Annotated in this window: 13 protein-coding genes; 6 read left to right on the forward strand and 7 right to left on the reverse strand. The window is 72.1% G+C overall.

Translation table 11 applies throughout. The features are described from left to right. Positions 1-191 precede the first annotated feature (191 nt). Complete coding sequence (idi, locus tag O1Q96_RS31560; protein ID WP_217458692.1) at positions 192-785, forward strand: isopentenyl-diphosphate Delta-isomerase; 594 nt, start codon at positions 192-194, stop codon at positions 783-785. Between the two features lie 110 nt (positions 786-895). On the opposite strand, the gene O1Q96_RS31565 is transcribed toward idi, so the two are convergent. Both O1Q96_RS31565 and O1Q96_RS31570 read right to left on the reverse strand, forming a co-directional pair. Next, positions 896-1405: an ATP-binding protein gene (locus O1Q96_RS31565; RefSeq protein WP_269253801.1), complete on the reverse strand. Its 510-nt coding sequence runs from the start codon at positions 1403-1405 to the stop codon at positions 896-898. Between the two features lie 129 nt (positions 1406-1534). Continuing rightward, complete coding sequence (locus tag O1Q96_RS31570; RefSeq protein ID WP_269251395.1) at positions 1535-2191, reverse strand: HdeD family acid-resistance protein; 657 nt, start codon at positions 2189-2191, stop codon at positions 1535-1537. An 88-nt stretch (positions 2192-2279) separates the two neighbouring features. On the opposite strand from O1Q96_RS31570, the gene O1Q96_RS31575 reads away from it, so the two are divergent. After that, entirely contained in the window at positions 2280-3053 is a 774-nt protein-coding gene (locus tag O1Q96_RS31575) for an enoyl-CoA hydratase/isomerase family protein (protein WP_269251396.1), read from the forward strand. Here O1Q96_RS31575 and O1Q96_RS31580 read toward each other — a convergent pair. Together O1Q96_RS31580 and O1Q96_RS31585 are read right to left on the reverse strand one after the other, a co-directional pair. Next, positions 3040-3675 carry a DJ-1/PfpI family protein gene (locus tag O1Q96_RS31580; RefSeq protein WP_269251397.1) on the reverse strand — a complete coding sequence of 212 codons (636 nt, stop codon included), beginning with the start codon at positions 3673-3675 and terminating at the stop codon, positions 3040-3042. The genes O1Q96_RS31575 and O1Q96_RS31580 overlap by 14 nt on opposite strands. 100 nt (positions 3676-3775) lie before the next feature. Next, positions 3776-4774 (reverse strand): GlxA family transcriptional regulator, encoded by a 999-nt coding sequence (locus O1Q96_RS31585; RefSeq protein WP_269251398.1) that lies wholly within the window; start codon positions 4772-4774, stop codon positions 3776-3778. A gap of 179 nt (positions 4775-4953) precedes the next feature. Between O1Q96_RS31585 and O1Q96_RS31590 the strand changes: the two genes are divergently transcribed. The 3 genes from O1Q96_RS31590 (at position 4954) to O1Q96_RS31600 (ending at position 8632) form a co-directional block, all read left to right on the forward strand. Further along, positions 4954-5820, forward strand: a complete 867-nt coding sequence (locus O1Q96_RS31590; protein ID WP_269251399.1) for an SCO6745 family protein — start codon at positions 4954-4956, stop codon at positions 5818-5820. Positions 5821-5927: 107 nt separating this feature from the next. Then, positions 5928-6071 carry an LPFR motif small protein gene (locus O1Q96_RS31595; protein WP_269251400.1) on the forward strand — a complete coding sequence of 48 codons (144 nt, stop codon included), beginning with the start codon at positions 5928-5930 and terminating at the stop codon, positions 6069-6071. Between the two features lie 155 nt (positions 6072-6226). After that, positions 6227-8632: a Tex family protein gene (locus O1Q96_RS31600; protein WP_269251401.1), complete on the forward strand. Its 2406-nt coding sequence runs from the start codon at positions 6227-6229 to the stop codon at positions 8630-8632. A gap of 235 nt (positions 8633-8867) precedes the next feature. On the opposite strand, the gene O1Q96_RS31605 is transcribed toward O1Q96_RS31600, so the two are convergent. Continuing rightward, positions 8868-10508 (reverse strand): ABC-F family ATP-binding cassette domain-containing protein, encoded by a 1641-nt coding sequence (locus tag O1Q96_RS31605; protein ID WP_269251402.1) that lies wholly within the window; start codon positions 10506-10508, stop codon positions 8868-8870. 71 nt (positions 10509-10579) lie between these two features. Next, entirely contained in the window at positions 10580-11599 is a 1020-nt protein-coding gene (locus O1Q96_RS31610) for an oxidoreductase (RefSeq protein WP_269251403.1), read from the reverse strand. Between the two features lie 66 nt (positions 11600-11665). On the opposite strand from O1Q96_RS31610, the gene O1Q96_RS31615 reads away from it, so the two are divergent. Continuing rightward, complete coding sequence (locus tag O1Q96_RS31615) at positions 11666-12625, forward strand: FAD-dependent oxidoreductase (protein ID WP_269251404.1); 960 nt, start codon at positions 11666-11668, stop codon at positions 12623-12625. 131 nt (positions 12626-12756) lie between these two features. Here the strand turns inward: O1Q96_RS31615 and O1Q96_RS31620 are convergent, their stop codons facing one another. Then, the gene (locus O1Q96_RS31620) at positions 12757-14463 is read right to left on the reverse strand and encodes a BCCT family transporter (RefSeq protein ID WP_269251405.1); all 1707 of its coding nucleotides are present in this window, start codon (positions 14461-14463) and stop codon (positions 12757-12759) included. Positions 14464-14533: the final 70 nt, after the last annotated feature.

Consider the following 14533-nt stretch of genomic DNA (forward strand, 5'->3'; position numbering starts at 1 on the left):
CCGGGCGGTTCCTCGCCGGCGACGGCGGGGAACCGCCGGGTGTCCGTCCCCATGCGGCATCGGGCCGGCGGGGGCGGTGGTGCCGGGTTCCGCCGCGCGACGGAACCGGACATGCGGGACTCCGCGTGATGCCGGGAGTGCCGGTTTCGTACGGCAGACTTGGGGCTCGAAGACCGATGCGAAGGATGGGTATGCCGATCACTCCTGCCACCGCGACGCACAGTTCGTCGAACGGCACCGCCGAAGCCATCTTGCTCGAACTGGTCGACGAGGACGGCACCACGATCGGCACAGCGGAGAAGCTCACGGCCCATCAGCCGCCCGGGCAGCTGCACCGGGCGTTCTCCGTCTTCCTCTTCGACGAGCGGGGCCGGCTGCTGCTGCAGCAGCGGGCGCTGGGCAAGTACCACTCCCCCGGGGTCTGGTCCAACACGTGCTGCGGTCACCCGTACCCCGGCGAGGCGCCCTTCGCGGCGGCCGCGCGCCGGACGTACGAGGAGCTGGGTGTCTCGCCCTCGCTGCTCGCGGAGGCGGGGACCGTCAGGTACAACCACCCCGATCCGGAGTCGGGGCTGGTGGAGCAGGAGTTCAACCACCTCTTCGTCGGGATGGTGCAGTCGGCTCTGCGGCCGGACCCCGAGGAGGTCGGTTCGACGGCCTTCGTGAGCGCGGCCGAGCTGGCGGAGCGGCACGCGAAGGACCCGTTCTCGGCGTGGTTCATGACCGTGCTGGACTCGGCCCGCCCGGCGATCAGGGAACTGACCGGGGACGCCGCAGGCTGGTGAACGCCCGTTCGTGATCGTGGGCTCGTCCCGGCCGGGCGAGCCCCGGCGCGAAGCCGTACGACAGCGGTCCCGCGCCCCTGCCGGGGCGCGGCTCATGTCTCCGTGGCTTCTCAGATCAACCGTGTGCGTGTGAGGGGCAGCGCCGACCAGATCACCTTGCCGCCCGTCGCCGTGTGCTCCACGTCGCACACGCCGCCCGCCTCCCTCGTCACCTCGCGGACCAGGAGGAGACCGCGGCCGCCGGTCTGGCCGTGGTCCGCCTCCAGGGCCGTCGGGCGGTAGGGGTGGTTGTCCTCGACGGAGACCCGCACCCACTCGGCCCCGACGGCGATCTCGACGGCGAGCGTCGGCGAGAGCAGCGCCGCGTGCCGGACCGCGTTGGTGACCAGCTCGGAGACGATCAGCAGAAGTCCCTGGACGAGGTCGTCCGAGACGGGTACGCCCTGGCGGACCAGCAGGTCGCGGACCGCGTGCCGCGCCTGCGGCACCGAGGCGTCGACGGCGGGAGCGGTGAACCGCCAGACTCCCTCGTACGGCAGCGGGCCGGGGGGTCTCCCGTCGGGGGGCCTCTCCCCGCCGCCTTCAGGGCCTGGGCCGGGCCCCCGCCCGGGGTCGTCCATCGTCCGGTCGCCGCCCTCGCGCTCGATTGTCACCACACGTCGAGTGTTGGTAACGCGCTGGTTCGTACCGGATAACTGAACAGAAGTCAGCGAGTATCGACGATTCCTGATCGCCGATGCATGACCCCGTCAGCTGTGGGACTGCTCCTGTCCGTCCTGTGCCGCATCCGGAACTATTCGGGTTGTACGGGTTTGCTCCGAGACGAGACTGACGATGCGCCGGCCCCCGTACCCGGTCGCCACCAGGCCCAGACCGTCGAAGAGCAGCGCGAGCGAGAAGAACGTACCGATGACGTACTCGCTGCTGCTCGGCCACGAGGCGAGCACGAGGATGCCGAGCAGGAGGCCGAAGGCCCCCTGGACGAGCAACCAGCCGAACTGGGGTCCTCGTACCACCAGGCTGCCGACCAGACGGAAGACACCGCCGGTCAGGAACAGCAGCGCGGCGAACATCGTCAGTGCCTCGGCGGCCGCCTCGGGCTTGCTGATGATCACGACGCCCGCGGCGATGTTCAGGGCCGCGACCACGACACCGAGCCAGAAGAAGTTGGAGGCGCGGGCCTGCACCGCGTGCAGCAGGCCGACCACGCCGCCGATCAGCAGGAGCCAGCCGAACAGCAGCATCGACGTCAGTGTGGCGACCCCGGTGTAGACGAGGCCGACCAGCCCCGCGAGCACCAGGATCACGCCGAGCGCGGCGAGCCAGCCGAAGCTGCGGCTGAGCTTCGCGGTCTCGTCGTTCCCGGGTGCGGACTCGGGTGCGGACCTGAGCCTGGACTTGGGCATCGGCGCCTCCTCGGACCTGTCCCCCGCCCTCACGCGTACCCGCCACCTTCTTGATCGTACGTTCGGGACGGAGGGATAGCATCCGGCCATGGAGCCGCAGCTGCTGCACAGCGTCGACGACGGGGTCGCCACCGTCGTCATCCACCACCCGGCCAAGCGCAACGCCATGACGGCGGACATGTGGCGGGCGCTGCCGCCCCTGCTCGACACGCTGGCCGCCGACCGGACCGTACGGGTCCTCGTGCTCACCGGCGAGGGCGCAACCTTCTGTGCCGGGGCCGACATCTCCTCGCTGCGGAGCTCGGCCGGCCAGGCGCAGGGGCTGGCCGTGGGCGCGGAGGAGGCGCTCGCCGCGTTCCCCAAGCCGACACTCGCCGCCGTACGCGGCTACTGCGTGGGCGGGGGATGTCAGCTCGCGGCGGCCTGCGATCTGCGGTTCGCGGACGAGCAGGCGTCGTTCGGCATCACCCCGGCGAAGCTGGGGATCGTCTACGCGGCCTCCTCCACCCGGCGGTTGGTGTCCCTGGTGGGGCCAGCCACCGCCAAGTACCTGCTGTTCTCGGGCGAGTTGATCGACGCGGGGCGCGCGCTGCGCACCGGCTTGGTGGACGAGGTGCTGCCCGGCGGTGAACTGGACAAGCGGGTCGCGGAGTTCGCGCGGGTTCTCGTCTCCCGCTCACAGCTGACGCAGGCCGCGGCGAAGGAGTTCGCCGACGGCCGTACCGACCGGGACGCGTACTGGGCGCGGCAGGCGCGGGACGGCGGCGACACCGCCGAGGGGGTCGCCGCCTTCCTGGAGCGCCGCAGTCCCGACTTCACCTGGAACACGCCCGCGTCCGGGCCCGGTTCTACTTCGCGCTGAAGCGGCTCGCCGCACGGAACCGCTCGACGATGTGGGCCGGGGCCTTCTCCGGGGAGCCCGCGTCGTAGGGCGGCTGCGGATCGTACTCCGTCAACAGCTGTACGGTCTGGGCCTGTTCGTCGCCCGCGATCCTGCCGAGCAGGGTGAGGCCCATGTCGATGCCCGCCGAGACGCCGGCCGCGGTGACGTACTTGCCGTCGGTCACGACCCGCTCCCCCGTCGGCCGGACGCCGAAGCGCTTCAGGTGGTCGAGGGCCAGCCAGTGGGAGGTGGCGCGGCGGCCCTCCAGAAGTCCGGCCGCCGCGAGCAGCAGCGAGCCGGTGCACACCGACGTCGTCCAGGTGCTCGTGGCGTCCGCAGCGCGCAGCCAGCCGAGGAGTGCCTCGTTCTCCATCTGCGGGGTCTGGCCGGGGCCTCCCGGTACCACCACGATGTCCGGGTCCGGGACCTCGGCGAAGGTCCTGTCGGCCGTGACGGCGAGGTTGCCGGTGTCGGTGCGGACGGGCCCCCGCTGCTCGGCGACGAAGACCGTCTCCGAGTCTGGCAGGCGGCCGAGGGTCTCGTAGGGGCCCACCGCGTCGAGGGCTGTGAAGCGGTCGAAGAGGACGATGGCGATGCGCATGGGTGCCTTCCGTTCTGCGGGTGTGCGGGTCCGTGGGTGACGTACGGGTTCTCGGAGGGCTGCTGGCGGGGTGCAGGTGCGCGGGTCGGCGTCCCGCGCGCTATCGGGGCGTCCGTGGGCCCGCGTCCGGCTCCCCGAGCGGTGCCGTTCGGAAGCGGCGGCGGTATTCCGTCGGGGCGGAGCCCAGGGCCTTGACGAAGGCCCGGCGCATCGCCTCCGGGGTGCCGTAGCCGCTGGCGCGGGCGATCTGCTCGATGCCGTCCGTGGTGTCCTCCAGGAGGCGGCGGGCGTGTTCGAGCCGGACGGCGTCGACGTAGCGGCCCGGGGTCGTGCCCGTCTCGGCCTGGAACGCGCGGGCGAAGTGGCGGGGCGAGAGGCGGGCGCGAACCGCCAGGGACTCGACGCACAGGTCGTCGCCGGGGTGCTCGGCGATCCAGTGCTGGACCTCGCGCAGTGGCTCGCGCCGGGCCGTCTGCGCGGACAGCTGGACGCTGAACTGGGCCTGGTTCCCCGGGCGCCGGAGGAAGACGACGAGGTGGCGGGCGACGGTGAGGGCGGCCTCGCGGCCGACGTCCTCCTCGACGAGCGCGAGGGCGAGGTCGATTCCGGCGGTGACCCCGGCCGAGGTGGCGACCCGGCCGTCGCGTACGTAGATGGGGTCCGGGTCCACCTCGACGGCCGGGTGGTCGCGGGCCAGCCGGGCGCAGTACGCCCAGTGCGTCGTCACCCGGCGCCCGTCCAGGAGGCCCGCCTCGGCGAGCAGGGTCGCCCCGGTGCAGACGGAGACGAGGCGCTCGGCGCGCGGGCCGTGCTCGCGCAGCCAGTCGACCACGCGCGGATCGGGGTCGCGCGCGCCCGGCCCGCCGGGGACGAGCAGGGTGTGCGGGGCCGGTGCGTCGGCGAGGGTGTGGTCCGGGACCAGGGTGAGGCCGCTGGAGGTGCGCACCGGCGTGCCGTCGGGGGAGGCGGTGTGGATGCGGTACGTCCCGCCGGGGTCGCCGACCTGGGCGTCGGCGCCCGCGAGGACCTCCACGGGGCCGGTGACATCGAGGCTCTGGACGCCGTCGAAGAGGACGACGAGGACGGTTCGGTGCGCCATGTGCCCGATTCTTCGCGGCCGCGGGGATGGCCGCAATGACGAGTAGCCCACCTTTCCTGCCATGCGCCCGCCCTGGCTTCCCGCTGTGCGGGTTGCGCCCACGCCCCGCACGGACGCGCGCCGGAACGGATCGGCCCCCGACGGTTCCCCGCAAACCAACCAGTCGGTAACGTGCAGGCATGACCACAGCCCTGCCGGAGCGTGCCGGACGTCGATGCCACAACGTCCTCAATCCGCTGCACTCGGCCCACTACTTCTCGCCCGACCTCGGCAAGGAGCTCGCGGAGGTCGGCGTGACGGACCCGAACGCCGCGTACTTCGCGGTGCGCGCGGCGGCCATGGGGCCGGTGGGCGCGGGCACGGTGACGGCGACGTTCTACAACTTCCGCCACGAACTGGTGGCACGGCATGTGCCCGCGGTGTGGCGGACCGCCTCGCCGGAGGTGGTGCTGGCGGCACGCGCGCGCGTCGTGGACTCGACCCTGCGGCGGCTGCTCGGGGACGAGGCGATCGCCTCCGCGGAGGTCGCCGAGGCGGCGGAACTGGCGCTGCGCGCCACCGAGGCGTGCACCAGGACCGCCCGCCCGCTGTACGCCGCCCACGCGGACCTGCCGGTGCCGTCCGAGCCGCACCTCGCGCTCTGGCACGCTGCCACACTGCTGCGCGAGCACCGCGGCGACGGTCACCTGGCGGTGCTGCTCGACGCGGAACTCGACCCCCTGGAGGCGCTGGTGAGCCACACCGCCACGGGAAAGGGCATGGCGCCCAAGTGGGTCCTCGCCACCCGCGGCTGGCACCGCGAGGACTGGGACGCGGCCACCCGCCGCCTCAAGGAGCGCGGACTGCTCGACGCCGGGGGCGAGTTGACGGAGTCCGGCATCGCCCTCCGCAAGGAGATCGAGACGCGCACGGACCGGCTCGACGCAGCTCCGTACGAGCATCTGGGCGGCGCCGGCGTCGAGCGCCTCACCGAGCTGGCCATGGGGCTGGTCATGACGGCGCTGGCCGCCGGAGCCTTCCCCGAGGACATGATCGGCAAGAGCTGAGCGCCCTTCGCGCAATGGCCCTGACAACTCCGCAGGGTTCGGAACGCCGATTCGAGGTACCCGTGAGTCTCCCGGCCGTACTGACCGGGAGACGAAAGGGGTATCTCGTGTTCCGTGCCATCGCAGACGTGTTGCGGCAGATCGGCGGGGCCATCGCCACAGTGGTGACGCTCCCGTTCCGTGCACTGGCCCGACTGTTCGGCGGCGCCTCGAGCTCCACGCGCGGGGGCGGCCGGACGCGCAGGGCCTGACCGAAGACCGCTGAGGGAGCCGGACACGCCGAGGGCGTGTCCGGCTCTCCGCATGTCCGGCTCTCCGCATGTCCGGGCCGACCTTGATCCCCCGTTGTCGGTGCCACCTGCCACAATTGCCGCGCAACCTCAGTGGAGAAGGCGGTACGGGAATCGTGACGACAGAGCTGCCAGCCCTCGCAGGGTCCATCGAAGGCAGGATCGCCGAGGAGCTCGGCGTGCGGGAGCGGCAGGTCAAGGCCGCCGTCGACTTGCTCGACGGCGGTTCGACGGTGCCCTTCATCGCCCGCTACCGCAAGGAAGCGACCGAGATGCTCGACGACGCGCAGCTGCGCACGCTCGAGGAGCGGCTGCGCTATCTGCGGGAGTTGGAGGAGCGGCGTTCGGCGATCCTCGACTCGGTGCGTGAACAGGGCAAGCTCACCGAGGAGCTGGCGGCGACGATCCGCGGCGCGGAGACCAAGGCGCGGCTGGAGGACATCTACCTGCCGTTCAAGCCGAAGCGGCGCACGAAGGCGCAGATCGCCCGGGAGGCGGGCCTCGCTCCGCTCGCCGAGGGACTGCTCGGCGACGCCTCCGTCGACCCGTTCGCCGCGGCCGCGGCCTTCGTCGACGCGGACAAGGGCGTCGCCGATCCCCAGGCCGCGCTGGACGGCGCCCGCGCCATCCTCACCGAGCGGTTCTCGGAGGACGCCGACCTGATCGGCGAGCTGCGCGAGCGCATGTGGACGCGCGGCCGGCTGACCGCCAGGGTGAAGGCCGGCAAGGAGGAGGCGGGCGCCAAGTTCGCCGACTACTTCGACTTCGCCGAACCCTTCAAGGAGCTGCCCTCGCACCGCGTCCTCGCGATGCTGCGCGGCGAGAAGGAGGACGTCCTCGACCTCGTCCTGGAGCCCGAGGAGCCGTCCGAGCAGCCCGGCCCGTCCTCGTACGAGGCGATCGTCGCGCATCGCTTCGGCATCGCCGACCGCGGCCGTCCGGCGGACAAGTGGCTGACGGACACGGTCCGTTGGGCCTGGCGCACCCGCCTGCTCGTCCACCTCGGCATCGACCTGCGGCTGCGCCTGCGCACGGCCGCCGAGGACGAGGCGGTCAACGTCTTCGCGACGAACCTGCGCGACCTGCTGCTGGCCGCACCGGCGGGCACCCGCGCCACCCTGGGGCTCGACCCCGGTTTCCGCACGGGTGTGAAGGTGGCCGTGGTCGACGCGACCGGCAAGGTCGTCGCCACGGACGTCATCCACCCGCACGTCCCGGCGAACAGGTGGGACGAGGCCGTCGCCAAGCTCGCCCGGCTCGCCAAGGAGCACGCGGTCGAGCTGGTCGCGATCGGCAACGGCACGGCGTCCCGCGAGACGGACAAGCTCGCCGGTGAACTGATCGCCAAGCACCCCGAGCTGGACCTCACCAAGGTGATGGTGTCCGAGGCGGGGGCGTCCGTGTACTCGGCATCGGCGTTCGCGTCGCAGGAGCTGCCCGGTATGGACGTGTCGCTGCGCGGCGCCGTCTCCATCGCGCGCCGCCTCCAGGACCCGCTCGCCGAGCTGGTGAAGATCGACCCGAAGTCGATCGGTGTCGGCCAGTACCAGCACGACCTGTCCGAGGTGAAGCTGTCGCGCTCCCTCGACGCGGTCGTCGAGGACTGTGTGAACGGCGTCGGCGTGGACGTGAACACGGCTTCGGCGCCCCTGCTCTCGCGGGTCTCCGGCATCACCTCCGGGCTCGCCGAGAACATCGTGGCGCACCGCGACGCGAACGGACCGTTCACGTCGCGTACGGCGCTGAAGAAGGTGGCCAGGCTCGGACCCAAGGCGTACGAGCAGTGCGCGGGCTTCCTGCGGATCCGCGGCGGCGAGGACCCGCTGGACGCGTCGAGCGTGCACCCCGAGGCGTACCCCGTGGTCCGCCGGATGGTGAAGACGGCGGGCAACGAGGTCGCCTCGCTGATCGGCAACACCGGGGTGCTGCGCTCGCTGAGGCCGACCGATTTCGTGGACGAGACGTTCGGCCTGCCGACGGTCACGGACATCCTGCGGGAGCTGGAGAAGCCGGGGCGCGACCCGCGACCCGCCTTCAAGACGGCGACCTTCAAGGACGGCGTGGAGAAGATCGCCGACCTGGCCCCGGGGATGGTCCTCGAAGGAGTCGTCACGAACGTGGCGGCCTTCGGAGCCTTCGTGGACGTCGGCGTGCACCAGGACGGTCTGGTGCACGTCTCGGCGATGTCCAGGACGTTCGTCAAGGACCCGCGGGACGTGGTCAAGTCCGGCGACATCGTCAAGGTGAAGGTGATGGAGGTCGACATTCCGCGCAAGCGCATCTCGCTGACGCTGCGGCTGGACGACGAGGCCGCTCCGCAGGACCAGCCGGCCGGCGGCGGGCGCCCCCAGCGCGGGGGCGGACGGCCGCCCCAGCAGCGGGAGCGGCAGCAGCGGCAGGGCCGCTCCGGCGGCGGAGGCGGGGGCGGAGGTTCGCGTCAGGCGCCGCCGCCCGGCAACAGCGCGATGGCGGACGCGCTGCGGCGTGCGGGGCTGACCGACCCGGGCAAGGGCAGGCGCTGAGCACTCGGCCCGGGCCCTCCGGTGACACCGGGGTCCGGGCCGGCCCGCTCCACCTGCCTGGCTCCACCCGCCTGGGCTGCGGCCGACGACCGGCTGAGCCGGCCGCCCGGTGGGGAGAGCTCGTGTTCCCGGGGCGGGGACTACGGGGCGGCCCCCACCGTGCGGGCCGCTCGTGCGGCGCGGGCCTCGCGTGGCTGGTCGCGCGGTTCCCCGCGCACCCTGCGGGGCGCTCCGGTCAGTGTTCTGTGACCTTGCCGGCCGCGACCTCCAGGCGGCGCGTGGTGTGGACCGCGTCCAGCATGCGGCGGTCGTGGGTGACCAGGAGCAGCGTGCCCTCGTACGAGTCGAGGGCCGATTCGAGCTGCTCGATCGCCGGGAGGTCCAGGTGGTTCGTGGGCTCGTCGAGGACCAGGAGGTTGACGCCCCGGCCCTGGAGGAGCGCCAGGGCGGAGCGCGTGCGTTCGCCCGGGGAGAGCGTGGCTGCGGGGCGCAGGACGTGTTCCGCCTTGAGGCCGAACTTGGCCAGCAGCGTGCGGACTTCGGCGGGCTCGGTGTCGGGGACGGCCGCGCAGAACGCGTCGAGCAGGGCTTCCGGGCCGTGGAACAGCTTGCGTGCCTGGTCGACCTCGCCGACGATCACGCCCGAGCCGAGGGTGGCGTGGCCGGAGTCCAGGGGCACCCGGCCGAGGAGGGCGCCGAGCAGGGTCGACTTGCCCGCGCCGTTCGCGCCGGTGACGGCCACCCGGTCCGCCCAGTCGATCTGGAGCGTGGCCGGGCCGAAGGTGAAGCCGCCCCGCCGGACCTCGGCGTCGCGCAGCGTGGCGACCACGGCACCCGACCGTGGTGCCGACGCGATCTCCATCCGCAGCTCCCACTCCTTGCGCGGTTCGTCCACCACGTCGAGCCGCTCGATCATGCGCTGGGTCTGCCGGGCCTTCGCGGCCTGCTTCTCGCTGGCCTCGCTGCGGAACTTGCGGCCGATCTTGTCGTTGTCGTTGTTCGCCTTGCGCCGGGCGTTCTTGACGCCCTTGTCCATCCAGGAGCGCTGCATCTGGGCGCGGCCCTCGAGCGCGGACCGCTTGTCGGCGTACTCCTCGAAGTCCTCGCGGGCGTGCCGGCGCGTCACGTCCCGCTCTTCCAGATAGGCCTCGTAGCCGCCGCCGTACAGGGTGATCTGCTGCTGGGCCAGATCCAGTTCGAGGACCTTGGTGACCGTGCGGGTGAGGAACTCGCGGTCGTGGCTGACGACGACGGTGCCCGCGCGCAGACCGGACACGAAGCGTTCGAGGCGCTCCAGACCGTCCAGGTCGAGGTCGTTGGTCGGCTCGTCGAGCAGGAACACGTCGTAGCGGGACAGGAGCAGGGAGGCGAGTCCGGCGCGGGCGGCCTGGCCGCCGGAGAGGGAGGTCATCGGCTGGTCCAGCCCGACGGTGAGGCCGAGCGTGCCGGCGACCTCCTCGGCCCGCTCGTCGAGGTCCGCGCCGCCGAGCGCGAGCCAGCGCTCCAGGCTGTCCGCGTACGCGTCGTCCGCGCCCGGTGCTCCGTCGACCAGTGCCTGCGTGGCCTCGTCCATCAGCCGCTGGGCCTCGGCGACGCCCGTGCGGCGTGCCAGGAACTCCCGGACGGTCTCGCCGGGCCGGCGCTCCGGCTCCTGCGGCAGGTGGCCGACGGTCGCGGCCGGCGGGGAGAGCCGCAGCTCGCCCTCCTCGGGCTTGAGCAGCCCGGCGAGCATCCGCAGCAGGGTGGACTTGCCCGCGCCGTTGGCACCGACGAGACCGATCACGTCGCCGGGCGCGACCACGAGGTCGAGCCCGGCGAAGAGGGTGCGGTCGCCGTGGCCGGCGGCGAGGTTCTTGGCGACGAGAGTGGCAGTCATCAGGGAGCCGATCCTAATCGCCGGGCCCGCGGGCCCGCGCCGGGGATTCCGTCGGACCCGCACCCGGCTTCTCAGCGGGCCATCGCCTCCACCAGCACGCTCCCGGATGTCCGCGCCACGATGAACGACTCCCCTCTGGTCGCCTTGGCGTCCAGCGGCAGCCGGTGACGCCCTGCCTCCAGCACCCCGTCGAAGACCTCGTACATGTGGGTCCGGTAGAGGCGGTCGAGGCGGTAGGCGGTCAGCTGGACCCGGCAGGTGGAGGTGACCTCGACGCCCGCCTCGCCGTCCGCGGCGACCAGCCGGGTCAGGCGGCGCAGTTCCCGGGGGCTGCGGTCCAGGGCGTTCTCTATCTGGGCGACCAGGAGCGGGACGATCGGGGCCAGTCCTTCGACGTACGCGACGTCGACTCCGGCGTGGTCGAAGGACTGCCGTACGACGGCACGTTCCTGCTCGGTGACGGCTCGCCCGAAGGCGACGGCTCCGTAGGTGCGCAGTTCGTCGACGGGGATGTCGGTGGCCTCCCGGGTGATGTCGGCGCCGATCCCGATGATGCGCAGGGCTGCGGCGAGCTTGGCGAGGACGGCGGCGCGGGCGCCGATGAGCAGGACCCGGCGGCGTTCGCCCGCGGTGCCGGTGAGCAGGGAGCCCAGGGCGGCACGGTACTCGTCGCCGCGGAAGAGGAAGGGGCCGATGCCGTGGTAGCCGTTCCGCTCCAGATCCGCCTGTTCGTCGGTCTGCCAGGCGAAGTCGCGCCACACGAAGTCGTCGTCGTGCCGGTCGATCACGGCGGTCACGGCGCCGCACCCGAGGTCCTCGCACTCGGGGCAGCCGTAGATGACGTACCGGCCCCCCTCCAGCGGAGGGTCGGCTTCCAGCAGCAGGCTGCGCACCTGGGCGGTGAAGATCGCGGGTGGTACGTCGGAGGCGAGGGGGGACACGGCGTCGAGGTCGGAGAGCTGGTACAGCAGCGGGCGTCCGTCGACGATGAAGTCCACGAAGTCCCGGTGCGCTTGGTAGTCACCGTTGGCAAGTACTCCACCGGCACGCATCGCCGGTGCCAGGCCGAAGGTCGCGTACTCGGCAGACATGCTGTGAGTATCCCCAGACTCGGCGGACTCTGAGCACGGCATGACACATTCCGCTACGGTCCCCGCGTGGCGGAAGATCGAAGCGGTGACGTGATCGTGGTGGGCAGTGGTGTCATCGGCCTCACGACGGCCCTCGTGCTGGCCGAGAGCGGCAGGCGGGTACGGATCTGGGCGCGGGAGCCCGCCGAGCTGACCACCTCGGCGGTTGCGGGCGCGCTGTGGTGGCCGTACGGCATCCGGCCGAGGACGCTCGCCCGCGCATGGGCCCTGCGCTCGCTCACCGTGTACGAGGACCTGGCGGAACGGCCCGAGGAGACGGGCGTACGCATGGTCGAGGGCGTACTGGGTGGCACGCGGCTGGACGAACAGGGCGCGTGGGCAGCCGCCCGGCTGCCGGGGCTGCGGGCGTCCACGGCCGAGGAGTACGCGGGTGCGGGGCTGTGGGCGCGGCTGCCGCTGATCGACATGCCGGTGCATCTGGGGTGGCTGCGCGGGCGGTTCCTGCGGGCCGGGGGCACGCTCGCGACGCGCACCGTGACGGATCTCGCCGAGGCCCGGGCGGCGGCGCCGGTCGTCGTCAACTGCTCGGGCCTCGGCGCCCGCTCGCTCGTACCGGATCCGGCGGTGCGGCCCGTGCGGGGGCAGCTCGTCATCGTGGAGAACCCGGGTCTGCGTACGTGGCTCGTCTCGGCCGACGCGGCGACGGGGACGACCACGTATCTCTTTCCGCAACCGGACCGGCTGGTCCTGGGCGGGACCGCCGAGGAGGACGAGTGGTCGCTGACGCCCGACCCGGCGGCGGCCGCGCGGATCGTGGAGCGGTGTGCGCTGCTGCGGCCCGAGGTCGCGGGAGCGCGGGTGCTGGACCACCGGGTCGGGCTGCGGCCCTCCCGGGACGCCGTGCGGCTGGAGCGGGAGGTCCGGCCCGGTGGTGGGGTGCTGGTGCACAACTACGGGCACGGTGGGGCGGGGGTCACGGTGGCGTGGGGAAGCGCGCGGGAGGCGTCGGAACTCGCCCGCGGCTGACGTGCCTCGCGGGGCGCCCCGACAGGACGCCCCGCGAGGAGGAAGAGGGCCGCGGGCCGGTGGCGCGGACTCCCGCGCCACCTCAGGAGCGAAGGTCTCGCCCCCGTGCCCGCTCCTCGGCCGGCCGGCTCTCAGCCGTGGTCGTGGCCCAGAGGGTCGCCCTCCGTCTCTGTGCCGGCGCCCGGGCCGACCCTGATCTCGAAGTCGCCGTCGTACTTCTTGTGGCCCTCGATCACGGCGAGCGAGACGGCCTCGGAGCCCATTTCGCTGCGCACGATGACCGGGTCCCTGCGCAGGTCGCGCATGAGGGAGATGCACATCCCGATCATCACGAGGACGAAGGGTGCCGCGGCCAGGATCGTGAGGTTCTGCAGACCGGTGAGCGCGTTGCCCTCGGTGCCGACGAGCAGCATGATGGCGGCGACCGCTCCGGTCACCACGCCCCAGAACACCACGACGAGGCGGCCGGGTTCGAGGGCGCCCTTCTGCGAGAGCGTGCCCATCACGATGGACGCGGCGTCGGCGCCCGAGACGAAGAAGATGCCGACGAGGATCATCACGAGCAGGCTGGTGGCCGTCGCGATGGGGAACTCCTGAAGAACGCCGAAGAGCTGTCCCTCGGGGGTCGCCTCCTTGCCGAGCGCGCCGCCCTCCTTCAGCTTCATCGCCGTACCGCCGAAGACCGCGAACCAGACGAGGCTGACGGTGCTGGGCACGAGGATGACCCCGCCGACGAACTGTCGGATGGTGCGGCCCCGGCTGATGCGGGCGATGAACATGCCGACGAAGGGCGTCCAGGAGATCCACCACGCCCAGTAGAAGACGGTCCAGCTGCCGAGCCAGTCGGCGACGCCCTCTCCCCCGCTGGCCTCGGTGCGGCCCGCGAGCTGCGGCAGGTCACCGAGGTAGGAGAAGAACGAGGTGGGCAGCAGGTCCAGGACGATGATCGTGGGGCCCGCGACGAACACGAACAACGCGAGCACCAGGGCCAGCACCATGTTGATGTTGGACAGCCACTGGATGCCCTTCTCGATGCCGGAGACGGCCGAGGCGACGAACGCCACGGTCAGCACGGCGATGATCGCGACGAGCAGACCGTCGCTCACCTCGTCCATCCAGTCCAGCTCCGTGAAACCGGAGCCGATCTGCAGTGCGCCGAGCCCCAGTGAGGCCGCCGATCCGAAGACGGTCGCGATGATGGCGAGGACGTCGATCGCCCGGCCCACCGAGCCGTTCGCGTGCTTCTCGCCGATGAGCGGCGTGAAGACCGCGCTGATGGTCTGGCGGCGGCGTTTGCGGTAGGTGCTGTAGGCGATGGCGAGGCCGACCACCGCGTAGATCGCCCAGGGATGCAGCGTCCAGTGGAAGAGCGTGGTGGCCATCGCCGTCTCCATGCGTTCCGCGGAGTCGGCGGGCGTGGTGCCCGGCGGGGGCGTCGTGTAGTGCGAGAGGGGCTCGCTCACGCCGTAGAACATCAGGCCGATGCCCATGCCGGCGCTGAACATCATCGCGACCCAGGACACGGTGCGGAACTCGGGCTCCTCGCCCTCCGCGCCGAGGTGGATCCTTCCGTATCGGCTGATCGCGAGCCACAGTGCGAACACCACGAAACACGAGGCGGCCAGCATGAACGCCCAGCCGCCGTTGTGGATCAGTCCGTTGAGCATCTTCGAGGAGGCGGTTTCCAGGGAGTCGGTCGCCACCGACCCCCAGATCACGAACGCCACGGTGAGCGCGGCCGTTACGCCGAACACCACCCGGTCCGTCTGGGGGCGGGAGCCACCGGGGACGCCGGACGGATCGCCCCGGCCTCCTCTTTCCTTCAAGTCGTCGGTCATCGGCGGCACCTTCCCTGGAAACCGTTCGGACACACATTCCCGATTGTGTGCCTACGACCTACCACAGGTA

Origin of the sequence: Streptomyces aurantiacus, from assembly GCF_027107535.1 — a bacterium.
Taxonomy (GTDB): domain Bacteria; phylum Actinomycetota; class Actinomycetes; order Streptomycetales; family Streptomycetaceae; genus Streptomyces.

Excerpts from the sequence above, each read along its gene's own strand:
- idi (WP_217458692.1), top strand. The coding sequence starts at position 192 with ATGCCGATCACTCCTGCCACCGCGACGCACAGTTCGTCGAACGGCACC.
- O1Q96_RS31565 (WP_269253801.1), bottom strand. The coding sequence starts at position 1,405 with ATGGACGACCCCGGGCGGGGGCCCGGCCCAGGCCCTGAAGGCGGCGGG.
- O1Q96_RS31570 (WP_269251395.1), bottom strand. The coding sequence starts at position 2,191 with ATGCCCAAGTCCAGGCTCAGGTCCGCACCCGAGTCCGCACCCGGGAAC.
- O1Q96_RS31575 (WP_269251396.1), top strand. The coding sequence starts at position 2,280 with ATGGAGCCGCAGCTGCTGCACAGCGTCGACGACGGGGTCGCCACCGTC.
- O1Q96_RS31580 (WP_269251397.1), bottom strand. The coding sequence starts at position 3,675 with ATGCGCATCGCCATCGTCCTCTTCGACCGCTTCACAGCCCTCGACGCG.
- O1Q96_RS31585 (WP_269251398.1), bottom strand. The coding sequence starts at position 4,774 with ATGGCGCACCGAACCGTCCTCGTCGTCCTCTTCGACGGCGTCCAGAGC.
- O1Q96_RS31590 (WP_269251399.1), top strand. The coding sequence starts at position 4,954 with ATGACCACAGCCCTGCCGGAGCGTGCCGGACGTCGATGCCACAACGTC.
- O1Q96_RS31605 (WP_269251402.1), bottom strand. The coding sequence starts at position 10,508 with ATGACTGCCACTCTCGTCGCCAAGAACCTCGCCGCCGGCCACGGCGAC.
- O1Q96_RS31610 (WP_269251403.1), bottom strand. The coding sequence starts at position 11,599 with ATGTCTGCCGAGTACGCGACCTTCGGCCTGGCACCGGCGATGCGTGCC.
- O1Q96_RS31620 (WP_269251405.1), bottom strand. The coding sequence starts at position 14,463 with ATGACCGACGACTTGAAGGAAAGAGGAGGCCGGGGCGATCCGTCCGGC.